The organism is Paenibacillus sp. GL_099_B, from assembly GCF_057835695.1.
Window position 1 is genome coordinate 5,616,674 of sequence record NZ_CM174430.1, and the last position, 24,607, is coordinate 5,641,280.

General features: G+C 47.8%; 17 protein-coding genes, 9 tRNA genes and 3 rRNA genes. 2 read left to right on the plus strand and 27 right to left on the minus strand.

Going from position 1 to position 24,607, the window contains the following annotated elements; genetic code table 11:
* Positions 1-178 precede the first annotated feature (178 nt).
* The 6 genes from AC3ITG_RS25470 to AC3ITG_RS25495 form a co-directional block, all read right to left on the minus strand.
* A complete protein-coding gene (locus AC3ITG_RS25470; RefSeq protein ID WP_024633046.1) occupies positions 179-691 on the minus strand; it encodes an adenine phosphoribosyltransferase in 513 nt (170 codons plus the stop codon).
* Between the two features lie 37 nt (positions 692-728).
* Complete coding sequence (recJ, locus tag AC3ITG_RS25475) at positions 729-3,137, minus strand: single-stranded-DNA-specific exonuclease RecJ (protein ID WP_489251742.1); 2,409 nt, start codon at positions 3,135-3,137, stop codon at positions 729-731.
* Positions 3,138-3,176: 39 nt separating this feature from the next.
* Positions 3,177-4,142: a cation diffusion facilitator family transporter gene (locus AC3ITG_RS25480; RefSeq protein ID WP_489251743.1), complete on the minus strand. Its 966-nt coding sequence runs from the start codon at positions 4,140-4,142 to the stop codon at positions 3,177-3,179.
* A 74-nt stretch (positions 4,143-4,216) separates the two neighbouring features.
* Positions 4,217-5,125 (minus strand): protein translocase subunit SecF, encoded by a 909-nt coding sequence (gene secF / locus AC3ITG_RS25485; RefSeq protein WP_413373142.1) that lies wholly within the window; start codon positions 5,123-5,125, stop codon positions 4,217-4,219.
* Positions 5,115-6,365: a protein translocase subunit SecD gene (secD, locus tag AC3ITG_RS25490; protein WP_413373143.1), complete on the minus strand. Its 1,251-nt coding sequence runs from the start codon at positions 6,363-6,365 to the stop codon at positions 5,115-5,117. The genes secF and secD overlap by 11 nt, the downstream gene beginning before the upstream one ends.
* Before the next feature lie 90 nt (positions 6,366-6,455).
* Positions 6,456-6,695: a post-transcriptional regulator gene (locus tag AC3ITG_RS25495; protein WP_175383441.1), complete on the minus strand. Its 240-nt coding sequence runs from the start codon at positions 6,693-6,695 to the stop codon at positions 6,456-6,458.
* Between the two features lie 223 nt (positions 6,696-6,918).
* On the opposite strand from AC3ITG_RS25495, the gene spoVB reads away from it, so the two are divergent.
* A complete protein-coding gene (gene spoVB / locus AC3ITG_RS25500; protein WP_489251744.1) occupies positions 6,919-8,526 on the plus strand; it encodes a stage V sporulation protein B in 1,608 nt (535 codons plus the stop codon).
* 2 nt (positions 8,527-8,528) lie between these two features.
* Here the strand turns inward: spoVB and AC3ITG_RS25505 are convergent, their stop codons facing one another.
* Entirely contained in the window at positions 8,529-9,233 is a 705-nt protein-coding gene (locus AC3ITG_RS25505) for a DUF421 domain-containing protein (RefSeq protein ID WP_053779182.1), read from the minus strand.
* Positions 9,234-9,461: 228 nt separating this feature from the next.
* Between AC3ITG_RS25505 and AC3ITG_RS25510 the strand changes: the two genes are divergently transcribed.
* Positions 9,462-9,854, plus strand: coding sequence for a TIGR04086 family membrane protein (locus AC3ITG_RS25510; RefSeq protein WP_413373145.1), 393 nt, complete (start codon positions 9,462-9,464; stop codon positions 9,852-9,854).
* Between the two features lie 137 nt (positions 9,855-9,991).
* Here AC3ITG_RS25510 and yajC read toward each other — a convergent pair whose 3' ends face one another.
* The 20 genes from yajC to AC3ITG_RS25610 form a co-directional block, all read right to left on the minus strand.
* The gene (gene yajC / locus AC3ITG_RS25515; RefSeq protein WP_063567705.1) at positions 9,992-10,303 is read right to left on the minus strand and encodes a preprotein translocase subunit YajC; all 312 of its coding nucleotides are present in this window, start codon (positions 10,301-10,303) and stop codon (positions 9,992-9,994) included.
* A gap of 66 nt (positions 10,304-10,369) precedes the next feature.
* Positions 10,370-11,506, minus strand: a complete 1,137-nt coding sequence (gene tgt, locus AC3ITG_RS25520) for a tRNA guanosine(34) transglycosylase Tgt (protein WP_062325081.1) — start codon at positions 11,504-11,506, stop codon at positions 10,370-10,372.
* A gap of 45 nt (positions 11,507-11,551) precedes the next feature.
* Complete coding sequence (gene queA, locus AC3ITG_RS25525) at positions 11,552-12,580, minus strand: tRNA preQ1(34) S-adenosylmethionine ribosyltransferase-isomerase QueA (protein WP_489251745.1); 1,029 nt, start codon at positions 12,578-12,580, stop codon at positions 11,552-11,554.
* Between the two features lie 7 nt (positions 12,581-12,587).
* A complete protein-coding gene (locus AC3ITG_RS25530) occupies positions 12,588-14,675 on the minus strand; it encodes a SpoIID/LytB domain-containing protein (RefSeq protein ID WP_489251746.1) in 2,088 nt (695 codons plus the stop codon).
* Positions 14,676-14,744: 69 nt separating this feature from the next.
* Positions 14,745-15,755 (minus strand): Holliday junction branch migration DNA helicase RuvB, encoded by a 1,011-nt coding sequence (gene ruvB / locus AC3ITG_RS25535; protein WP_053779099.1) that lies wholly within the window; start codon positions 15,753-15,755, stop codon positions 14,745-14,747.
* A gap of 55 nt (positions 15,756-15,810) precedes the next feature.
* Entirely contained in the window at positions 15,811-16,425 is a 615-nt protein-coding gene (ruvA, locus tag AC3ITG_RS25540) for a Holliday junction branch migration protein RuvA (protein WP_076287741.1), read from the minus strand.
* Complete coding sequence (gene ruvC, locus AC3ITG_RS25545; RefSeq protein ID WP_053779097.1) at positions 16,422-16,925, minus strand: crossover junction endodeoxyribonuclease RuvC; 504 nt, start codon at positions 16,923-16,925, stop codon at positions 16,422-16,424. Before ruvC ends, ruvA begins: the two co-directional genes overlap by 4 nt.
* 292 nt (positions 16,926-17,217) lie before the next feature.
* Positions 17,218-17,910, minus strand: coding sequence for a BofC C-terminal domain-containing protein (locus AC3ITG_RS25550; RefSeq protein WP_489251747.1), 693 nt, complete (start codon positions 17,908-17,910; stop codon positions 17,218-17,220).
* 239 nt (positions 17,911-18,149) lie between these two features.
* A tRNA-Pro gene (locus AC3ITG_RS25555) sits at positions 18,150-18,223 on the minus strand.
* 7 nt (positions 18,224-18,230) lie between these two features.
* A tRNA-Leu gene (locus AC3ITG_RS25560) sits at positions 18,231-18,309 on the minus strand.
* A 14-nt stretch (positions 18,310-18,323) separates the two neighbouring features.
* A tRNA-Arg gene (locus AC3ITG_RS25565) sits at positions 18,324-18,400 on the minus strand.
* A 9-nt stretch (positions 18,401-18,409) separates the two neighbouring features.
* Positions 18,410-18,484, minus strand: a tRNA-Gly gene (locus AC3ITG_RS25570).
* 21 nt (positions 18,485-18,505) lie between these two features.
* A tRNA-Asp gene (locus AC3ITG_RS25575) sits at positions 18,506-18,583 on the minus strand.
* A 27-nt stretch (positions 18,584-18,610) separates the two neighbouring features.
* Positions 18,611-18,684 (minus strand) — tRNA-Met (locus AC3ITG_RS25580).
* Positions 18,685-18,704: 20 nt separating this feature from the next.
* Positions 18,705-18,780, minus strand: a tRNA-Val gene (locus AC3ITG_RS25585).
* Between the two features lie 126 nt (positions 18,781-18,906).
* Positions 18,907-18,978, minus strand: a tRNA-Glu gene (locus AC3ITG_RS25590).
* Between the two features lie 4 nt (positions 18,979-18,982).
* A tRNA-Asn gene (locus AC3ITG_RS25595) sits at positions 18,983-19,058 on the minus strand.
* A gap of 84 nt (positions 19,059-19,142) precedes the next feature.
* A 5S ribosomal RNA gene (gene rrf, locus AC3ITG_RS25600) occupies positions 19,143-19,259 on the minus strand.
* A 79-nt stretch (positions 19,260-19,338) separates the two neighbouring features.
* Positions 19,339-22,265: ribosomal RNA gene (locus tag AC3ITG_RS25605) — 23S ribosomal RNA — on the minus strand.
* 305 nt (positions 22,266-22,570) lie between these two features.
* Positions 22,571-24,122: ribosomal RNA gene (locus tag AC3ITG_RS25610) — 16S ribosomal RNA — on the minus strand.
* Together the 16S, 23S and 5S rRNA genes with 9 tRNA genes alongside form the textbook arrangement of a ribosomal RNA operon.
* Positions 24,123-24,607: the final 485 nt, after the last annotated feature.

A 24,607-nucleotide genomic window follows, 5' to 3' on the forward strand; every position in this document is an offset into this window, starting at 1 on the left:
TTGAACGGACAATGTTTATTCATTCTTCATTTTATACATCGTACAACGCAAAAAGCCTGCTCTCTCACCTTTATGGGTCGAGGGACAGGCTTTTTTGCAAATAGTTAATGCTGTATATTATTTCCCGGGAAACGGGAGATCCAGTTCACGTGATTTAACAGCAATGAATGCCGGAATTCTAGTAGTTCATCAACGTAAATACATCAATTCCTGGCAATTTTGCACGTCCATTCAAATCAGACAGCTCAATCAGGAATGCTGCACCTACAATCTTGCCACCCAATTGTTCAATCAGGTTAATGGAGGTAGCAATAGTTCCGCCTGTCGCCAGCAGATCATCCGCAATCAGGACATTTTGTCCTTTTTCGATTGCATCTGTATGCATAGCAAGCGTATCTTTGCCATATTCAAGATCATAACCGACTTCGATCGTCTCTCCAGGCAATTTTCCGCTTTTACGGATCGGAGCAAAACCGACACCCAGAGCGTACGCCAGAGGAGCGCCCACAACGAATCCACGTGCTTCAGGTCCGGCAATAACGTCAATTTTGAGATCCGAAACCATTACTTTCAGCTCATTGATCGCCTTGCGGTACATTTCTCCATCCTTCAACAATGTCGTAATGTCTTTGAAGCTGATTCCCGGTTGTGGAAAGTCAGGAATGACACGAATATAATCTTTAAAATCCAAAATAATCTCCTCCTAAAATAAATAGCACAACTTCTATCTAAGATACGCCCTTCATCCGGGATATCATCCATTGTGTCAGTTGAGGGGTCGATGCATCCAGCATCACCTGCTCTGTCTCGGCCATGCTTTCCAGCGCCTGATAATGACGCGAAGCGGTTAGCTCACGCTTGGGCGGGTTATCCACAAACACAATCTTTCCATCTTCTCGGGTAATGAACGATAACTCCTCAAAAACATCCAACATCATTGTAATCATGCGCGGCGAGCAGCCACACTGACGACTGAGCACAGGAGTGATCTCTTGTTCCTCCACGGGTTCAGCTCTCCATTTAGACACCAGCATATAAATACGCTTGAAGAGTTCTCTGGAGGGCATCTGAAGGCGATCTCGGCGGTTGCCTGATCCGTGCAGAAGGATGATATTCTCGGCTCCGCTGAATAAAGCCAGCATTGCATCAAGTTGTTCCGGGGTTTCCGGCGTATCAAACACAAATAACGTCCGGACCTGTTCCTGCCCATAATGCTGCGCGGCAGCATTGCACGGAAACAAACCGACCTTTCTATCATATACCCAAAGGCACGGTTCATACAATGAATTTCCCTCGGAAACATTCGTTTCTTTCCGAACGATGGCACCAATAGAGCCTGACTTGTATCGTAAATGTATTTCAAGCGAACTCAAGAACTGCTTCATCGCGTTCAGAGGCTCCGTACTGCCTCGCAAATCAAAAACTTGCGCATGTGGGACCTGAATGTCCTGCAGCATCAATTGTGGTTTCCTCATCCCGTTCCACTCATTAACGGACAACTCGCCCATAACATCAATGATGGAGCCTGGAGGCAGAAACTCAGCCAATGCTCCCTTGCCAAAAGCGACCGTCTCCAGTTGCTGACCATCCTGCTCCAAAACCAATTTCAGATGACGTTTTTCGCGTCCCATCGTCCGTGTTTCTTTTACAGTCACATTTCGGAATACAAAACGAGGAGAAGGATTACTCATGCCAAACGGCTGGAGTCTGTCGATCTCTTGAATGACCTGCAGTGGCACATCACTGATTCTGCATTCGTCATCTGCAAGACGATGGGGAACAAAGTCCTCCTCCGTCAGCACGGATGCAGCAAACTCATTCAGTCCGGCTTCCAGCTCTTTAAGTTGATCACGATGAAGGCTCATGCCTGCTGCAGCCGGATGGCCACCATAATGGTCCATCGTGTGTTTGCAAGCAGTTAATGCCTCATAGATGTCCAGCCCCTCTATGGAGCGTGCTGAGCCTTTACAAGCGCCGCTCTCCGGGTCAATGCCCAGGATAAGCGTTGGCCGATAATACCGTTCAAGTAACTTGGAAGCCACGATACCTACAACTCCAACATTCCAACCTTCTCCCGCCAAAACGATGACGTCGGGCACTGCTCCGGAATTAAGCTGGATTTTCTGCTCCAACTGGGCTGTCGCTTCCAGAAGTATACCCTCAACAACCTGTTGCCTTTCACGATTCAGCAAATCCAGTTGACCTGCCAGAGTGTGTGCCTCATCCAGATCCTCGGTTGTAAGCAGCGATACGGCTCTGCCGGCATGATCCAGACGTCCGCTTGCATTAATACGCGGAGCCATTGCAAAGGCAATATTGATTGAAGTGACCTGAGTTTGATCCACACCACTAATTTCAAGCAGAGCACTTACACCAGGCAGACGTGTACCTCGCATGGACTCAACACCATAACTGACGATAACCCGGTTCTCGCCTTCCAAAGGCATCAAATCGGCAACCGTACCAATAGCGGCAATTTCCATCCATTCTCCAGGCACTTCTCCGATCAATGCCTGAGCCAGCTTCAACGCTACACCCGCACCAGCTAACCCTTTAAAAGGGTAAGGACAGTCCGGAAGCTTGGGATTAATGAGCGTATAAGCCTCAGGCAAAACTTCAGGTGGTTCATGGTGATCCGTCACAATGACTTCCATTCCCAGTGTTGCAGCATAAGCAATCTGCTCTACCGCACTGATTCCGGTATCTACCGTAATCACCAGAGTGACTCCTTGTTGATGAGCCCAATCCAAGGCATGATTGTGTAACCCGTAGCCTTCATTGGAACGATGAGGAATATAGATATCATAAGAAGCACCGAGATAACGCATCAGATGGATCATCAGGGATGTACTGGATACTCCGTCCGCGTCGTAGTCCCCATATATTAAAATATGTTCTTCACGCTCAATGGCCTGCTGGATTCGGGGCACAGCTTCTTTCATGCCAAGAAGCAGATAAGGATCATGCATCTGATTCAGATCAGGATGCAGAAATTGTTCTGCCTCTGATTCATTATGAACCCCCCGACTGACCAGCAAACGTCCAACAAGTGATGAAACGGAAAGCGCCTGCGAGAGTCCCGCAGCCGCCTCCAAATCGATATTCGGTGTGTTCCACCGGTATTGCGAATAAAGCAATGATAACGCTCCTTTCCTGATCTACTGAACCAAGCTTCATTACTGAATTAATGTCGCTTCAGGATCTGGCAGTTCATGATTGGATTTATAAGGATATCCAGGATCATAAGGTACAGCCTGGATCTGTACTTCTTTCACATGACTGAAACGAGTTAAGAGAAGTGTCTTCGCCCGGTTCGCAATCTCTTGTGCCTCGAGCACGGAAATTCTAGGGTTCACACTAATGACCAGTTCAATCGTAACATCATGTTCCTGTTCACGTGCTACCAGATGTTCAATCGTAATAATGCCATATACACGCTGCACCGTCTCTTTGAAGTCAAGTGCTTCTTCCTGTTCCAGTTCCTGAACAAGTGAACCATATACAGTATCCACAATCATTCTGTACCCTTTGTGAAGCACAAAACAGGAAGCTATCAATGCAGCTGCGGGATCCATATATCGAAGAATACTCCACCCTGTCGTTTCTCCTGTCATGGAACCTACAATACCGACCAAGACGATAAGTGAACAGTAAAGTGCCCGACGATGTTGCTGTGCATAAGCCAGAGCCTGCGATTGATTTCGTTTACGGAAATATCGGTATTGATATTGAAAGATTGCTTCTTTCACAGCCAGTGCTGCAAAAGCTACCACAAGTGCATGGGTATACTTCTCTAGCGATTCTGGTTCATCTCCAGACAGACTACTCAAAGCGGAAATGGCGATCTGCAAACCTCCCATAAGGATGAGCACAGATAATAATACCGAAATTCCAGGTCTCGCGATACGTGAATGTTCCTTTGACCGCTCCCTACGAGCCTTTCTTTTTGTTTGTACAGACTTCGAGGGAAAGAGGCCGGACAATGAAGAAGCAGCTTCTGAAGCAGAGTGAAGGCCGTCTGCAAGCAACGATTTGCTGTTTGCCATATAACCGAACCCAGCCTTGATTACTGCAAGTGTCAAATTCCCAGCGATCCCGCTCCACGTGGCAGCGTGAACAGAAGGGAAACGTTCTCTGGTCATGGCGATGCCCCCCTTAATACTCTACCTAAAGTTGCAAAACCGCGCCTGGCAGACGCGGCTTGACAATACAATGTTTAGTTGGATGCTTTGACAGCTGCTTTAGGTTTCTCTGTTTGTTTACCTTTGAGCGCCAGCCACAATGGAGCGGCGATGTAGATAGAAGAATATGCACCGAACAACGTTCCGATGACCATAGCAAGTGAGAACATGCGAATGGATTCTCCACCAAAAATAAACAAGCAGAGCGAAGCGACAAACACGGTGAATGTTGTATTCAGGGAACGTGTCATCGTTTGCGCCAAACTGCGGTTGACTACTTCCCGCAAATCGGCTTTCGAAGTCTTTTTAGCAAAACGCATATTCTCACGAATCCGGTCGAAGATAACGATTGTATCATTGATCGAGAATCCGACAATGGTCAGTACAGCCGTAATGAAGGTCAGATTCACTTCCAGTCGGAAGATCGAGAACACACTAATAACTACAAATGCATCATGGAAGAGCGCAATTACAGCAGCCAAACCAAACCGCCATTCAAATCGGATCGCTACATAGATCATAATCCCGATACTTGCGATGAGAACCGCGTATATGGCATTGCGTTCAAGTTCTTTAGCCATCTCCGGGTCAACCGTGTTGACTTCATAAGAAGCGGTTGAATCCAGCTTGGTGAACTCTTGCTTAAACTTGCTTTCCTGATTTTCATCCAATACGTTCGAGAAACGAACGTTAACCCGATCAGTACCAGGTGTAATATGAACATCTTTTGTGTCAACACCAAGGTCACTAACAATGGGCTTGATTTGTTCCGTTGTGATCGCTTTAGATACCGTAATATCCACATTAGAACCCGAACGGAAATCTACCGCATAATTCAATCCCAGAGCCAAAATGCTGATGATACCTGCAATCGTCAAAATGATGGAAAAGGCATAGGCAATTTTACTGCCTTTAACATAATCAAAATTCCAATTAAAGCGCACGAATTTCACTCTCCTTCACTCCGAAGTACTTAGGCTTCTTCAACACGTTAGCCCGCACAAGCAGGGTTAACAGGAAGCGGGAGAAGAAAATATTCGTAATGATGCTGGTCACGATATCAAAAATCAGTACCAGTGCGAAACCTTTAACCGCACCTGTACCCATGAAGAACATAACGGCTGCAGCAATGATTGTTGTAATGTTAGAGTCAATAATCGTACGGAAGGAATGTTTGCCTCCCGCTTTGACTGAAGACAATATCGACTTACCACTGCGCATTTCTTCCTTGATCCGCTCGTATGTGATGATGTTGGCATCCACGGCCATCCCTATACCCAGGATAAATGCCGCAATCCCCGGAAGGGTAAGTACGAATTCTCCCATATAGAAAATTGCAAGTACCAGCCACGTATGTGTAATCAGGGCAAAGCTTGCAATAATCCCCGGAATACGGTACAAACCAATCATGAACACCAAGATAATTATGGAACCAATTAATCCCGCTTTAATCGTCTGGTCCAGAGATAGTTTACCAAGCGTTGCACCAACGCTTTGAGAGTACTTCTCTGTCAGTTTCAACGGCAACGCGCCCAAATTAATGGTATCACGAAGCTGATTGGCTTCCTCACGTGAGTAGTTACCCGTGATCTGTGCAGAGCCGTCACTCAGTTGCTGCTGCACGGTTGGAGCTGATAACAATTGATCATCCAGATAGATAGCCAAAGGTTGTCCAATCAAACGTTTGGTAATCTCAGCAAACTTCGCTTTGTCTTTAACCTGGATATCGATCATCGGTGCGTTCAACTGGCTGAATACCACTTTGGCACCATTCTCCACGAACTCATTTCCCCGAAGCTCGATTTTGGTGTATTCGCCTTCTTTGTCATTCTCAGCTTTACTGCGGAAGGTCATGACAGCAGGTTCTTTCATTTTGGCTCTGACTTCAGCCTCGTCGGTAACCCCGGCCAGCTTCAAGCGGATCCGGTTCGTTCCTTCAGTTGTTACTTCCGGCTCGCTTGTTCCGAGCGCATTGGCACGGCTCTCCAGACTTTTTGCTGTTTGCACCAAAGATGCTTTGGTGACTTGTTGTCCTTGTTCCAGCGGCTCTGCTTCATATAAGATCTCGTAGCCTCCTTTTAAATCAAGGCCCAAGCGTATATTTTTGAGCAGCCCTGGACTTGTGCCCAACATAACTCCTGCGGTCACAAGCACGACCAAAATGAAACTGACGATTCTTTTCATGCCGTTCCTAGATCCCCTTTCGTTCTCAATATTCCTATTATAGCGATGCCGTAAAAAGCAGTCAATTTCCAACAAAAAAGATCCCTTTCGTTAGAAAGAGGACCCCCGGTATGCAGACACGGTCATAAAGTTCATAAAGCTTGTTGCTTTCAGTGACAATATGTCGTTCACCAGTTGGTGAAGCGGTGGAATGCCCTGCTTTTCATATTTATGACTGATGCAATTCCAGACATCTTTGCTGGTGACATATTCGTAACCGACAAGCCTTAATTCCTCTGCCTTGCTGCGGCAGAGCATCTCTATAGACTGTTCCAACTCCACATCATTCATTTCTTCCAACGGGGAGCCTCCCTTCATACATCCAAGCCTTTATGCGGCATCAATATTACATCATTCGACTTTACCCGATCATATTCCTTCTTGCTGGTGATGGATCTTTTTGTTAATCGTGTCCAAGTTGTCATGAGAAGATATTGGACTGGCATAGGATGAAGAACGACGGCTTTGTCCCGTTTATGAATATCTGTACTCCAACCGGGAAAGAGGGGTAGTCTTGAAGAAACAGACATTTATCCAGGGAGCCATGATCCTGCTCGCCGCAGGCATTATTAATCGGATTCTCGGGTTCATCCCGCGCATTGCGCTGCCACGGATTATCGGTGCAGAAGGTGTTGGCATCTACCAACTGAGCTATCCCTTTTTCATCGTACTCGTCACATTAATCACTGGTGGTATTCCATTGGCCGTAGCTAAGCTTGTAGCCGAAGCGGATACAGGTGCCAACCGCTATTCACCCCAACGGATTCTACAAATCAGTCTGAGCTTCACACTGACCCTTGGCGTTGTGTTTATGTTTCTGTGCATTATCTTCGCTCCATGGGTCACCCGTTATGTTCTGACCGATGAGAGGGTCTATCACACGTTTGTCAGCATGAGCCCTATGATTGCCATCATCGCCGTATCTGCAGTCTACAGAGGTTATTTCCAGGGAAAGCAAAACATGATGCCTACCGCTGTTTCATCAATTGTAGAAACGGTCATTCGTATTATCTGTGTGATCTGGTTCTCCTGGCTGCTCTTGCCCCGAGGAATTGCCCAAGCTGCTGCAGGAGCCATGCTGGGAGCACTTGTCGGTGAATTCGTCGGTATGCTCGTATTATTGTGGAACTATGCCAGACAGAAGAAATATATGGATCAACATCAGCCCATACTCGAATCTCCAATCAAACCCAAACCTGCTGTTCTAAAAAATTCAACCGGATCAGAACCAGTACTTCTTCGTCGTTTACTCGCGATTTCCGTACCCGTAACTGCCGGGCGGTTAGTTGGTTCCCTATCCTATCTCGCTGAGACGATTGTAACCGCACAAAGTCTAGCTATTGCAGGTATCTCCAAAGGACTCGCCACGGCCCAGTATGGAGCATTACAGGGCATGGTTATCCCGCTACTTCTACTGCCGGGAGCCTTAACGTCCTCGTTAGCCACGTCCCTTGTCCCTTCATTGTCTGAGGCCTCGGCTCAAGGTGACCGTGCGCTCATTCATAAACGGATGCATCAGGCTTTGCGGTTAGCCCTTGTAACAGGAGCTCCATTTTCTGTGTTTATGTATGTGCTTGCCGAACCGATGTGTCTTGTCCTGTATAATGATGCATCGATTGGAAGCATGCTTAAGCTCATGGCTCCTTTTGCTTTGTTTATCTACATTCAAGCTCCTCTTCAAGCTGCTCTTCAGGCACTTGATCGTCCGGGGAAAGCACTGCTCAATACGTTTATTGGTGCTGTCATCAAAATTACGTTAATTTTGGTACTCGCCTCCCGGCCGGAATACGGTATTTTTGGAGCGGTGATTGCCATTTGTGTGAATTCAACGGTCGTTACTCTTTTACATGCAAGAAGTGTGCGCACCCTGTTACAGTTCCGTTTCAAGGTAATGGATTGGGTCAAAACAGGCATTGGTATGGTCATCATGGGCGCCGCTACTCTGGTCATTTATGAACAGACTGCATCCTTACTTCCGTTTTGGCTCAGAATGCTTCTCGCACCCCTTGTTGGACTGATCGTTTATTTCATTGTTATGGGCTTGACTAAAATGATTGATTTTCACGATCTTTCCCGTGCTCCCATCATCGGTTCCTGGTTTAAGCGCCGTTCCCGTAAATAAATTCACTTTTCATCTTTCAAACTTACGTATACCTTTCCGTTATGGTCGATGGAACATAAAAATACATCTTTGAAATCAAGAATTCCCTTCCCCTGCATCTGATTTTTAAGCCAAAACCGTGTTTTCTGAATCAGCTCAAGATTCTGGTCTTGCACTTTACCATCCATGATCAGGGGCAGGGGCAGCCCTTCGTATTTGATATTTTGGAATCCGTCAACCTTTTCTTTCCTCGCTTTTTGAATGCTATTTATAGTTCCATCCTTGCCAGAGGCATTATTGCCACTGGAGGAGGACTGATTTTTGGGAAAAACGGTTAACTTGCCTGTCGTCTCCAAAATGGCAAATTCCACTTCACCAATGCTGTCGATATTCTGTTCACGCAACTGAAGCAGAAGGTCATCCAGGTTATACCGCTGCTTGCGCATCTCATCCCGATGCAATGTTCCTTTAGATATCAACACAGTGGGTTTTCCATCAATCATTAGCCGTAACTTACGGCTCTTGAGACTGAGAAAAGCCATGACAATCTGCACGACAAGTACCGTCAGCATGGGCACAATGCCATGGAATAGTGGTTTGTCGATATCCTCAATCACAAATGCCGCTATCTCTGCAAGCATAATGGATACGACCAGATCGAACATGGACAGCTTCCCAATTTCTCGTTTTCCCATCAGTCTGATTGCACCGTATACAATAAAATACATCAGTATGGTTCGAAAGACATGTGCTCCGACATCTGCAAAGTTCACAACAGGGTTCCTCCTTCAAATCCGAGTTTTATACAGGTACCTGAAGCGTAATCCCTATTTTGGCCGAAAGCTTACATGCTCATGCAAATATAAACTGTTCATTTAATGGAAAATTCAGTTCATAACTCCGAGGGCTTGACCATACACTGTATTAATTTCAAACTTGTACAAGGGGGTTGCTTCATGCAGTTGATTCGCCGAATGGTTTCATTTCGAATGTCTAACCCGATTCTTTCGGGCCTCTGTCATGCTTTTGTGTGGATGATGTTAGGCGCACTGATTCTATCCTTCTTTCTCTGGATGACCGGAATGCGGGAACAGGATCTTTCCCTGTATACGTACGTTGTTCATGGCTTGTCCTTACTGGTCGGTGGATTTATATCTGGCAAGAGGTCAGGTGAGCGAGGCTGGTACCACGGAGGTATTACCGGAATCGTCTATGGACTAATTGTATTGCTGATTGGGTTTCTGGCACTCGAAGCCTCGTTCAATTGGAAAGACAGTCTGCAACTTGCAAGTGCATTCCTGATTTCTGCACTAGGCGGAATATTTGGAGTCAACACACGAAGATCATAGAAGATCAGATCCGGGTGTAACGGTTATTTGAGAAAAAGAAAAAGAGAACCGGATCTCCATGGAGATCCAGTTCTCTGATAATGAAGAATACGCTGCAAACGTACTCAGTGCCTTACAGGCCTTTGAACATCTATGATTTATTCAGCTGTTTCACGAGCAACTGCACTGCTAATCGCATTACGATCGAATGTCAGTTTAGTAACATCGTTTACACGCAATACAACCACATCGTCCGTGATTTCAGCAATCGTTCCGTGAAGACCGCCGATTGTAACAATTTTATCGCCTTTTTTCAATTGACCTAACATGGAATTACGTTGCTTCTGTTTTTTGTTCTGTGGACGAATCATCAAGAAGTAAAAAATTGCAACCATGAGTACCAAAGGTACAATCAAAGATACAATTCCACCGCCCGCATTAGCGGTTGTAGCTGGTAATGCTTGGAACATTCAAACTCCCCCTTATCGACTATACTTACAAATAATGCTTGTTACTCCGGTTCCGCAAAAACCTGATTAGAAACCTTTGTCATTGTCATGAAGACCATATTGATCGAAAAATTCATCCCGGAAATCAAGCAAACGATCTTCCATTATGGCTTTACGCACATTGCGCATCAAATTCTGCAAGAAATGAAGATTGTGGATGGTCGTCAAACGTAAGCCAAACGTTTCATCCGCTTTGATTAAATGACGCAAATAGGCTCTTGAATAGTTACGACAAGTATAGCAATCACATTCAGGGTCTAGTGGCCCAAAATCGGTTGCAAACTTGGCATTACGAACTACCAGACGTCCTTGGCTGGTCATCGTTGTTCCGTTACGGGCAATTCGGGTAGGCAGAACACAATCGAACATGTCCACTCCGCGAATCGATCCCTCAATCAATGCATCGGGTGAACCAACACCCATTAAATAGCGTGGTTTATTGGACGGCAACAAAGGAACAGTATAATCCAATACGCCATACATCAAATGTTTCGGTTCTCCAACACTCAGTCCACCAATAGCATAACCCGGGAAATCCATGGAAGTCAAATCTGCCGCGCTCTGGCGACGAAGATCTTCGTGCATGCCTCCCTGTACGATGGCAAACAGCCCTTGATCATTCGGACGAGCATGGCTTTCCAGACAACGTTCTGCCCAGCGACTCGTTCTTTCAAGTGATTTTTTTACATATTCATACTCAGCCGGATACGGCGGGCACTCATCAAATGCCATCATAATATCAGAGCCCAGTGCATTCTGGATTTCCATTGCCACTTCAGGCGAAAGGAATTTTTTGTCTCCATTTAGATGTGAGCGGAAGTTAACGCCTTCCTCCGTAATTTTGCGCATTTCACTAAGAGAAAACACTTGGAACCCGCCGCTATCAGTCAAAATCGGACGATCCCAGTTCATAAATTTGTGCAGGCCGCCTGCCTGACGAATAATCTCATGTCCAGGTCTCAGGAACAGGTGGTAAGTATTGCTCAGAATAATCTGTGCATCCATTTCTTTCAGCTCTTCGGGACTCATCGTCTTCACCGTCGCCTGTGTTCCTACAGGCATGAAGGTTGGTGTCTCAATAATACCGTGTGGTGTATGTACACGTCCCAAACGGGCTCCGGATTGTTTACAGGTTTTGATATGTTCGTACGTAATTGCTGCCATTGGTTTTAATCATCCTCTAAAAATTAATCGTAATACCTTCACATCTCAATAAATCAACATAGCATCGCCAAAGCTGAAGAAACGGTACTGTTCTTTAATTGCTTCCTCATATGCATGCATGATTTGTTCTCTACCCGCAAGCGCACTGACCAGCATGACCAATGTGGATTTGGGGAGATGAAAATTCGTAAGCATCCCGTCGATTACTTTGAACGTATATCCCGGATAGATAAAGATTTTGGTCCAGCCGCTGCTTTCTTGCAACTGCCCGTCTTCAAACTTGCTTCCTACCGTTTCAAGTGTACGACAACTTGTCGTTCCTACAGCAAATATACGGTTGCCACGTTTTTTCGTTTCATTAATTAGATCCGCTGTCTCTTGAGACAAAGAGTAGTATTCCTCATGCATGACATGCTCTTCAACTTTGTCAACTGACATAGGTCGAAATGTTCCGAGTCCAACGTGAAGCGTGATGAAAGTTACATTAACGCCTTTATCCCGAATCCGATTCAGCAATTCATCTGTAAAATGTAATCCTGCTGTCGGCGCAGCGGCTGATCCTTCATGTTTCGCATATACCGTTTGATACCTTTCGCGGTCGTCCAGCGTCTCTCTGATATAAGGAGGCAGCGGCATTTCTCCCAGACGATCCAGAATCTCTTGAAAGATTCCATCATATGAGAACGTAAGCAAACGCGCACCCATTTCGCCTTCCTCATCAATGACTGCCCTAAGCTCGTCACTAAAAACGATGACCGAACCGGCTTTCAGCTTCTTGCCTGGTTTAACCAAAGCTTCCCAACGATCGCCCTCCACGTTTTTGAGCAGGAGTACTTCAGCCTTTGCCCCCGTGTCCTCTTTGGTTCCGAACAAACGCGCTGGAAGAACACGTGTATCATTCAGCACCAGTGTATCTCCAGGCTGAAGGAAGTCGATAATATCAGGAAACGTGTGATGGTTAACCTCACCGCTTTCCTTATTTAAGGTAAGCAACCGGGACGCCGTGCGGTCAAGCAGTGGCGTCTGTGCAATCAATTGCTCCGGCAATTCAAAATCATATAAGTTCACATTCATATTAGATTCATTCCTTAACAATAGTCGCATTTTGATAATAGTGTTTCAATATTGCCTGGTAATCATACCCTTCATCTGCCATGCCTTTGGCACCCCATTGGGACAAGCCTAATCCGTGCCCATTACCCTGACCGATGATCATGAAGCTTTGGCCCTGAGTTACAGCTCGGGCTTGAGCATCGCCACTCATAACCACAAGAGCATTACTAGATGAAGTTCCTGTGCCCGAGGCAGATAGTACAGCAGCACCCTGTGAGCCGGTTTTGCTTGCTGTTTTGCCGTCAGCGCCTAATACAGTATAACTTCCGGTCCCTGCAATATCAAATAAAGTACTCGGTAATCCACCTAAAGCAGAGCGGTATGTATCTGCATATTTTACCGTCATGGCCTGCCCGTTGGCAGTAACTTCAATTGCTCTTCCTGATGGCCCGCGCTTGGTCACTTCCAGCGTTGAGATCGAGGATGGAACAGTTGAAGTCGTTTTACCCTGTAGGGATTTAACCAACTGAGCTGACGTGAACGGTCCTCTTACCCAAGCATAATCATTGGATTGCGGCACTTTGGCCAGAACAACGGCTTCGTTTCCTGGATTCATTTTCGCTACCGGTTCAACATTGGATTGAATTAACGGGACGGGACGTACATTGGTATTTTGGGCAGTAACCGTCACTTTGGCTAAACCCGCATCCGTTTTGGTCGTTAATTCTTTTACATTATCCTCGCGGATATATCCGCTGACTCCTGTACTTAACAGCACATGATACCATGTTTGTAATCCAGCTTGGGCCGATGTATCTCCAGGGCTGTCCACATTACTGAACACACCCGTGCCTCCGTTCCATACCTCGGATGGGTGAGCAGTCTGCCCCCCTGCATTTGAAGAGAATACAGCTTCCACAATTTTACCGCCGCTCTTGATGATTTCTCCAGAGGTGGCATCAACCGCGCTGGAGACTTTATCATTCTCTGAACCTATTCCGTTGTATGCCTGACTGAGCGTGGTATCCACGACATTGGCAATCTTAAAACGGTCCCCCTGTTGAAGCGCATAAGAGCGTGCAGCAACAGCCTGTACTTTCAGCGCTTCTGCTGGCCAGGATGAATATACTTCTGCACCAACAACAGAGTATAAATATTGCTCCAGTGGAACTACATTAACCAAAGCCAAATCACCGCTTACAATGCTAATTTCCATGTCACCGCGATACGTCCGCCCGGAACGCTCCACCACTTTGATTCCACTGCCGTCTCCTTGCACAAACGCCTTGGCCTCACTGCCGGCAATAGTGTAATGCGGAGCTGTTTTAAGTGTGTCCGTGCTTAACCCGGCATCCTGGCGGATGATAAGCGCAGCACTATTACTGTTTACCGGAGACAGGTTTACTCCTGGAACACTGGCTTCCACACTTTTTTTGAATGCAGACAGATCAGTATCTGATGAGGCTTCTCCCACCCATACAGCATACCCTTGACTCCCTCCATCCAGTTGAAGCACCGTATAAGAACTAACTCCTGCCGATGAAAGGGAAGCTTGTGCCGCTTCTGCCTCTTGAAGTGAAGTGTAGACTCCTGCAGACAGACGCTTGCTGCCCGTCACCGCTGGTTTTTTTCCACTCAGTTGGGCTGCAGCCACTTTTTGTACACGTGCTATCGCTTGTCCAGCCAACGCTTCTGTTGCATAGTTCCCGGTGTAGAGCTGATAGGTCGCTTTACCATTCAGAGACGTTGTAAACAACAACGGTTTATCACTAGTGGCCTGCAACAATTTTGCAGCTGCTGCCGCCGTTTTGAAATCTCCTGTTTCCAACACTTTGACGCGGAATCCATCCGCACTGAAACGGATTTGTCCTGCTGGAAGAGTTATACTTGCCCCGCTTTCCGAACCGACATTCCATTTCCCACTCGACTCAAGCGTAATCAGTGGTGTAGTCGATTTATACGTACTTCCCAGGTTCGCAAACATGGCTACCCGGATCATCTGCCCATCACTTTCAGCGGCATAAACAGGCACTTGCAGGCACCCTACCGTCAACAGAGCTGCAGCCAATACCTTCAAACGCCGACTCCACTTCTTTGTTTGTATTGCTTTCCCCACGATCAGTCTCCTCTCCATGTTTGTCCCAAGTTGTATATTAAGATGAAACTCATTGATATATAATCACAATTATTTGGCGTCTCTCGGTGGAACTGGCAAACCCAGATGATGATAGGCCAGGTCCGTTACAATTCTGCCCCTCGGTGTGCGTTGAAGCATGCCAATCTGCAATAGATAAGGCTCATAGACATCCTCTATGGTCTGACTCTCCTCACCAATCGTAGCGGCAATCGTATCCAGACCCACCGGGCCTCCCCGGAAACTGTTAATCATTGATTTGAGCATCTTGTGATCGATCTCGTCCAGACCGCGCGGATCAATCTGAAGACGTTGCAGCGCTTCTTCCGCCAGAGCCTGTGTGATGATTCCATCACCCCGTACCTGGGCAAAGTCACGCACTCTTTTTAGCAGTCGATTGGCAATCCTCGGCGTCCCACGGGAGCGTAATGCGATCTCTTCGGCGGCATTACCAACAATCTCCACTCCTAGAATCTCTGAGGCGCGTGAGACGATGTAGGCCAGCTCGTCCACCGTGTAGAACTCCAGCCGACTGATAACACCGAACCGGTCTCTGAGAGGCGCAGACAGCAAGCCTGCACGGGTTGTAGCCCCAATCAGCGTAAACGATGGCAGATCAAGACGTACGGAGCGGGCACTTGGGCCTTTTCCGATCATGATATCCAATGCGAAGTCTTCCATAGCGGGATACATCACTTCTTCTACCGTCCGATGAAGGCGATGAATCTCGTCAATAAACAGGACATCCCCTTCTTGCAGGTTTGTAAGCAATGCAGCCAGATCACCTGGACGTTCAATCGCAGGTCCCGATGTTGTGCGCAAGTTAACACCCAATTCATTGGCAATAATATTGGCAAGTGTTGTTTTACCCAGTCCAGGCGGGCCATATAACAACACATGATCGAGCGCCTCATTGCGCATCTTGGCGGCTTCAATGTATATTTTCAAATTCTCCTTGACCTGGTTCTGCCCGATATATTCATTTAAATACCGGGGACGAAGGCTAAGCTCCACAGCTTGATCCTCCATCATCAGGTTCGCGGAAATAATCCGGTCATCCATGTTCATCCCTACCTTTTTTATGCGGCTTACTGCTCTATTATAGAGGCAAAATTAATTATCCCGTAAACAGCATTTGCAGTGCCCGTTTCATCAACACATCAACAGAATCGGCCGAAGTAACATCTTTCTTCAGTTTGAGCCAAACTTTATCCAGTTCACTGTCGGTATACCCCAGCGCCTTAAGCCCTTCACGAGCCTCATCCCAGGCAGAGCCGCTTCCTGCTTCTTCCGAAGGAGGGGCAAACAAACCTGTTGCATACGTGGCAGCACCGAACCCATCCAATTTGTCCTTAAGGTCCAGTATCATGCGCTGCGCTGTTTTCTTACCAATCCCCGGCAGTTTGGTCAGGAACGTCAGATTCTCTTGATAAATTGCAGTCACGACATGGTCCGGCGTACCGCCAGCGAGTATACCCAGAGCAACTTTGGGTCCAATACCTGATACCTCGATCAGCTTGCGAAATAACTTCTGTTCCTCACGAGTGGCAAAACCAAACAGCAACATCGCGTCTTCACGTACATGGTGATGGGTATACACCATAATTTCGCCTTCTTGCTTCGCAAATGCAAAAGGATTCGGACAGAATACACGATAACCAACCCCATGCACATCAAGCACAATATATTCATTCTCCAGATGTACGAACTGTCCTCTTAGAAAATCAATCATTTTCGCAATACCTCATTCAACTTGGAATTTAATGTATATGAGTGTGCATGACACACTGCTACAGCCAAAGCATCCGCTACGTCATCCGGCTTCGGAATCACCTGCAGGCGCAAAAACATTTTGACCATCTCCTGCACTTGCCGCTTTTCCGCTTTTCCGTATCCCACAATCGCCTGCTTAATCTGCATCGGCGTATATTCGGCTATAGGCAGTCCCTTCTGGGCAGCAGCCAGTACCATGACACCTCTAGCCTGACTTACAGACATCGCTGTTGTGACGTTACGATTGAAAAAAAGTTTCTCCAGCGCTACCGCGTCTGGTTTATATTTATCAATCAGCTGTACCATGCCCTCATATACATGAAGCAGCCGTTCCTCTTCAGGGGTATGAGCTTCTGTCTGAATACAGCCATATTGTACAGGTGTTACCTTACTGCCGATTTTATCCACAAAACCAAAACCGACAATCGCAATCCCCGGGTCAATTCCCAAAAAACGCAAATCCATCTCTCCCTTACAAAAGCGAACATATGTATCGTTCATTTCATTATAACAAAAGATAGACCCTACGGCAGGAAAAACTTTGTCCTTCCATATACTCGCCTGAATTCGTGAATAACCTACAATCCTATCTCCTATATTCACGTGTTTCGGTCATGGAACGACAAAAAGGACATCTTTCGATGTCCTTCGTTTCACTTCGTATATTCTATAACCTGCGAATGTCCTGCGACCAGGAACTTCTCCTCTAGGCGATGTAAACAGATACATTCAATGCAGATCAGCCTGTTTTTTATCCGCCATTACGGATTTCTTTATTGGCCTCATCTACCGCATAATCACTGAACGTAGAGATTACACTGTCATACTCATCCTTGTCCTGGATACGGATACCCTGCTGCAACTGTTCCAACACACCTTCAGGCAATGATGTCTCCAACGTGCCTACGTCCATTTGAAAAAAAGTACGGATGACTTTCTCTTCTGTCGGCCGTCCTTCATAAAGATTGAGATTACCCACAGCATCTATGCTAATATACGCCTGCTCTTTACATAATGGAGAAAGATCATCCACATGTTGCTTAATGCGTAACACTTCTGCCGATTCAACCTGAGCATCCCAATCCGGATGTTGAACGAGCAGCATCTTCAATTGAGGAATCGCCATCTTACCTAATTGTTCCGTCTCTACCCCACAGATATATTGCGTCTCCAATACAACACTCGTTAAACGGTCCGGATCAGACCCGAGTTGTTCCATCAAAGTCTGAATTTCTTGCTCAGACCTTTGTTCACTCGCAGCAGGTCCCATTACAGATACAGCCTCACTGAAATTGGTCGTGAGTAAACGCTCGATCGCAGAAGAAATCGGCAAACCACTGTACGCCAGTATAGCTACAGCAACTAACGCTGAAGTCATCCACACTGTTCTTTTCCATCGGCGCCAGCGTCTCTTGAATTGTTTTTTGAAGTTAAACGTGTTCACATGAACCCCTTCTATCACTTTTTAAACCTATTGTGACCGAAAGAACTGGGGTTTATGCAAAATTAACCTAAGGCACCAGCAATACGCTATGCTTGAACACTAACAGGATGAAGGCTATACTTATCCATTATTAAAGTTGGCCATGAATTAAGAGGTTATTATTGCTTAGAATTCAAGTAACTCTTAAACAAAATAAAAAGACGAACTATCTATAAATAGATAGTCCGTCTTTTTTGAGATCGGGATGACACGATTTGAACATGCGACCCCCTGGTCCCAAACCAGGTGCTCTACCAAGCTGAGCTACATCCCGTTATTTATACCGGCGAGAGGACTCGAACCTCCACGGTTTCCCACTCGATTTTGAGTCGAGCGCGTCTGCCATTCCGCCACGCCGGCGTATAAAGTTAAAATGGCGCGCCCTGAGAGATTCGAACTCCCGGCCTTTTGATTCGTAGTCAAACGCTCTATCCAGCTGAGCTAAGGGCGCAAATAATATTGGAGCGGACGACGGGAATCGAACCCGCGACCCTCGCCTTGGCAAGGCGATGCTCTACCGCTGAGCCACGTCCGCAAGCGGTAAATAAGATAAAAATGGCGGAACCGACGGGATTCGAACCCGCGATCTCCTGCGTGACAGGCAGGCATGTTAGGCCAACTACACCACGGTTCCAGATCACTTTCTTGAAAGAAAGTATAATTGCGGGGGCAGGATTTGAACCTGCGGCCTTCGGGTTATGAGCCCGACGAGCTACCGGGCTGCTCCACCCCGCGTCGTTATTCAGAAAATGATATGGTGGAGGCTGAGGGGATCGAACCCCCGACCCTCTGCTTGTAAGGCAGATGCTCTCCCAGCTGAGCTAAGCCTCCATGTATATATGACCCGTAGGGGATACTCTCACTTCGTTCGAGACTGCGAAGCCATTGCTAACGAAGCTTATCCTACGACGAACCTTTGGGATTCTCATCCCTTTTTCAAGCTAATAAATATAGCTATGACCCGTAGGGGATTCGAACCCCTGTTACCTCCGTGAAAGGGAGGTGTCTTAACCCCTTGACCAACGGGCCTTAATGGCTCCCCGAACAGGGCTCGAACCTGTGACAACTCGATTAACAGTCGAGTGCTCTACCAACTGAGCTATCAGGGAATACTAAGCATCTGCAGTGCAAATGCGATTCATCGTACAACGTCAACATACAAAATCTGTTTTCTATGTAAGATGAAAGAGTTCGCTTGGCGGCGTCCTACTCTCCCAGGACCCTGCGGTCCAAGTACCATCGGCGCTAGAGGGCTTAACGGTCGTGTTCGGGATGGGTACGTGTGGAACCCCTCCGCCATCGCCACCAAACGCATAGCTTAGCTTACATTCAGAGTTTATTCTCTGAAAACTAGATCCGAAACGAAATGTGCGATTTACAACTTGCATATTGGATAAGCCCTCGACCGATTAGTACTGGTCAGCTCCATGCATTGCTGCACTTCCACCCCCAGCCTATCTACCTCGTCGTCTTCAAGGGGTCTTACATACTGGGAAATCTCATCTTGAGGGGGGCTTCACGCTTAGATGCTTTCAGCGCTTATCCCTTCCGTACATAGCTACCCAGCGGTGCTCCTGGCGGAACAACTGGTACACCAGCGGTACGTCCATCCCGGTCCTCTCGTACTAAGGACAGCTCCTCTCAAATTTCCTACGCCCACGACAGATAGGGACCGAACTGTCTCACGACGTTCTGAACCCAGCTCGCGTACCGCTTTAATGGGCGAACAGCCCAACCCTTGGGACCTACTTCAGCCCCAGGATGCGATGAGCCGACATCGAGGTGCCAAACCTCCCCGTCGATGTGGACTCTTGGGGGAGATAAGCCTGTTATCCCCAGGGTAGCTTTTATCCGTTGAGCGATGGCCCTTCCATGCGGTACCACCGGATCACTAAGCCCGACTTTCGTCCCTGCTCGACTTGTAGGTCTCGCAGTCAAGCTCCCTTATGCCTTTGCACTCTTCGAATGATTTCCAACCATTCTGAGGGAACCTTTGGGCGCCTCCGTTACTCTTTAGGAGGCGACCGCCCCAGTCAAACTGCCCACCTGACACTGTCCCCGCACCGGATTACGGTACCAGGTTAGAACCTAGATACGATCAGGGTGGTATCCCAACGGTGCCTCCACGCAAGCTGGCGCTCACGTTTCAAAGGCTCCCACCTATCCTGTACAGATCGTACCCAAATTCAATATCAAGCTGCAGTAAAGCTCCATGGGGTCTTTCCGTCTTGTCGCGGGTAACCTGCATCTTCACAGGTATTAAAATTTCACCGGATCTCTCGTTGAGACAGCGCCCAAGTCGTTACGCCATTCGTGCGGGTCAGAATTTACCTGACAAGGAATTTCGCTACCTTAGGACCGTTATAGTTACGGCCGCCGTTTACTGGGGCTTCGGTTCACAGCTTCGGATTGCTCCTAACCGCTCCCCTTAACCTTCCAGCACCGGGCAGGCGTCAGCCCGTATACTTCGCCTTACGGCTTCGCACAGACCTGTGTTTTTGCTAAACAGTCGCTTGGGCCTTTTCACTGCGGCCCCCTCGTGCTATTCACACTACCGGGGCACCCCTTCTCCCGAAGTTACGGGGTCATTTTGCCGAGTTCCTTAACGAGAGTTCTTCCGCGCGCCTTAGAATTCTCTTCTCGCCTACCTGTGTCGGTTTGCGGTACGGGCACCATCACCTGGCTAGAGGCTTTTCTTGGCAGTGTGAGATCATGACCTTCGCTACTATAATTTTCGCTCCCCATCACAGCCCAGCCTTAATGATGTGCGGATTTGCCTACACATCAGCCTCACTGCTTAGACGGACATCCATCAGTCCGCGTCACTACCCTGCTGCGTCCCCCCATTGCTCATAACGGCTTACGGTGGTACAGGAATTTCGACCTGTTGTCCTTCGACTACGCCTTTCGGCCTCGCCTTAGGTCCCGACTTACCCTGAGCGGACGAGCCTTCCTCAGGAACCCTTAGGCTTTCGGCGGATCAGATTCTCACTGATCTTTTCGTTACTCATACCGGCATTCTCACTTGTATAATGTCCAGCGCTCCTTACGGTACACCTTCAACCCTTATACAACGCTCCCCTACCCCTGATGCAAAGCATCAAGCCATAGCTTCGGTGGTGTGTTTAGCCCCGTTACATTTTCGGCGCAGAGTCACTCGACCAGTGAGCTATTACGCACTCTTTCAATGGTGGCTGCTTCTAAGCCAACATCCTGGTTGTCTGTGCAACTCCACATCCTTTCCCACTTAACACACACTTGGGGACCTTAGCTGATGGTCTGGGCTGTTTCCCTTTTGACAATGGATCTTAGCACTCACTGTCTGACTCCCGGAAGTAAGTCTATGGCATTCGGAGTTTGACTGAGCTTGGTAACCCTTGCGGGCCCCGCACCCAATCAGTGCTCTACCTCCACGACTCTGTTTTCCGAGGCTAGCCCTAAAGCTATTTCGGGGAGAACCAGCTATCTCCGAGTTCGATTGGAATTTCTCCGCTACCCCCACCTCATCCCCGCATTTTTCAACATGCGTGGGTTCGGGCCTCCAGTGCGTGTTACCGCACCTTCACCCTGGACAGGGGTAGATCACCCGGTTTCGGGTCTACGTCCACGTACTAAGTCGCCCTATTCAGACTCGCTTTCGCTGCGGCTCCGGCTCTTCACCTTAACCTTGCACGGGAACGTAACTCGCCGGTTCATTCTACAAAAGGCACGCCATCACCCCTAAAACGGGCTCTGACTTTTTGTAAGCACACGGTTTCAGGTTCTATTTCACTCCCCTTCCGGGGTGCTTTTCACCTTTCCCTCACGGTACTGCTTCACTATCGGTCGCTAGGAAGTATTTAGCCTTGGCAGATGGTCCTGCCGGATTCATACGGGGTTTCACGTGCCCCGCACTACTCGGGATACATCTCGGAGAGAACAGACTTTCAATTACAGGGCTTTTACCTTCTTTGGCGGGCCTTTCCAGACCTCTTCGCTTAACCGGTTCCTTTGTAACTCCATGTGAGACGTCCCACAACCCCAAAGAGCAAGCTCTCTGGTTTGGGCTTCTCCGCGTTCGCTCGCCGCTACTGACGGAATCACTATTGTTTTCTCTTCCTCAAGGTACTTAGATGTTTCAGTTCCCTTGGTATGCCTCTACATAACCTATGTATTCAGTTATGAGTAACTGGAAATTACCCCAGCTGGGTTTCCCCATTCGGACACCCCCGGATCAAAGCTTGCTTACAGCTCCCCGAGGCAGTTTCGTTGTTCGCCACGTCCTTCATCGGCTCCTAGCGCCTAGGCATCCTCCGTGTGCTCTTAGTAGCTTAACCATATCGCTCGTGTTCGAGCTGTCTCTTCCCTTGTTTTGCTTGCGCAAAGCCAAAAGTCGTTCCATTTCGATCACTCGCTCATGCAATCTACCTTATAAACACTTCACTTGTTTACACAAGATCAGCTTAAAGGAATGTTCTAATTCGCAAAATTTCGTTTCGATATCTAGTTTTCAAAGAACAAGCTCCATGCAAAAGCAAGCTGTTTGAGAGTTTGAGCTCTCAAAACTGAGCAACGAGTGAGTAGTTTTGCAGATCTAGTCTGCGTATTTGAATGTTTCCACTCGGGAAACGATTCTCCATAGAAAGGAGGTGATCCAGCCGCACCTTCCGATACGGCTACCTTGTTACGACTTCACCCCAATCATCTATCCCACCTTCGGCGGCTGGCTCCTTGCGGTTACCCCACCGACTTCGGGTGTTATAAACTCTCGTGGTGTGACGGGCGGTGTGTACAAGACCCGGGAACGTATTCACCGCGGCATGCTGATCCGCGATTACTAGCAATTCCGACTTCATGCAGGCGAGTTGCAGCCTGCAATCCGAACTGAGACCGGCTTTTTAGGATTCGTTCCACCTCGCGGCTTCACAGCCCGTTGTACCGGCCATTGTAGTACGTGTGTAGCCCAGGTCATAAGGGGCATGATGATTTGACGTCATCCCCACCTTCCTCCGGTTTGTCACCGGCAGTCACCTTAGAGTGCCCACCCGAAGTGCTGGCAACTAAGATCAAGGGTTGCGCTCGTTGCGGGACTTAACCCAACATCTCACGACACGAGCTGACGACAACCATGCACCACCTGTCTCCTATGTCCCGAAGGAAAGATACATCTCTGTACCGATCAGAGGGATGTCAAGACCTGGTAAGGTTCTTCGCGTTGCTTCGAATTAAACCACATACTCCACTGCTTGTGCGGGTCCCCGTCAATTCCTTTGAGTTTCAGTCTTGCGACCGTACTCCCCAGGCGGAGTGCTTAATGTGTTAACTTCGGCACCAAGGGTATCGAAACCCCTAACACCTAGCACTCATCGTTTACGGCGTGGACTACCAGGGTATCTAATCCTGTTTGCTCCCCACGCTTTCGCGCCTCAGCGTCAGTTACAGCCCAGAGAGTCGCCTTCGCCACTGGTGTTCCTCCACATATCTACGCATTTCACCGCTACACGTGGAATTCCACTCTCCTCTTCTGCACTCAAGTCACCCAGTTTCCAGTGCGATCCGGGGTTGAGCCCCGGGATTAAACACCAGACTTAAATGACCGCCTGCGCGCGCTTTACGCCCAATAATTCCGGACAACGCTTGCCCCCTACGTATTACCGCGGCTGCTGGCACGTAGTTAGCCGGGGCTTTCTTCTCAGGTACCGTCACCTTGAGAGCAGTTACTCTCCCAAGCGTTCTTCCCTGGCAACAGAGCTTTACGATCCGAAAACCTTCATCACTCACGCGGCATTGCTCCGTCAGGCTTTCGCCCATTGCGGAAGATTCCCTACTGCTGCCTCCCGTAGGAGTCTGGGCCGTGTCTCAGTCCCAGTGTGGCCGATCACCCTCTCAGGTCGGCTACGCATCGTCGCCTTGGTGAGCCGTTACCCCACCAACTAGCTAATGCGCCGCAGGCCCATCCCCAAGTGACAGATTGCTCCGTCTTTCCAGTTCTCTTCAGGAGAAGAAAACAACTATTCGGTATTAGCTACCGTTTCCGGTAGTTGTCCCAAACTTGAGGGCAGGTTGCCTACGTGTTACTCACCCGTCCGCCGCTAACTATCAGAGAAGCAAGCTTCTCATCAAGTCCGCTCGACTTGCATGTATTAGGCATGCCGCCAGCGTTCGTCCTGAGCCAGGATCAAACTCTCCAATAAAGTATTGAAAAGAGCGATAAGCTCATTTTGAAACTGACGAGATTAAAAATCTCATTTATGCTCCAGTCGATTCAAGCCAAGGCTTGTTTCAAACTTTCGCGTTCATTCTGCAAGCAGAATGTTTACTCACTCGTTGTTCAGTTTTCAAAGATCAAACTTGTTTGTGTTACTCTTTTCGTTGTCAGCGCTGTGTTTCAGCGGCGACTTAAATAATATATCATACTGACGAAACCAATGCAATAGCTTTTTCAAAAAAACATTTAATAGATTCTAAGCCCCCAGTGACCCGACTAAAACTATAGCGAATTTGAGGCTCTATTCCCCCAACAACCCCGTCCATAGTCATGGGCTTTCTCGATATCTATTAAAGAACCCTACAAGCGTGACACTTCCATACTGCAGTAGGATTATCTGCTCTCCATACAAAACTCAAAAGGCCGGCTCTTCTCAGAGTCGACCTTTTGAAGATTAACGGTTTTCCGTTA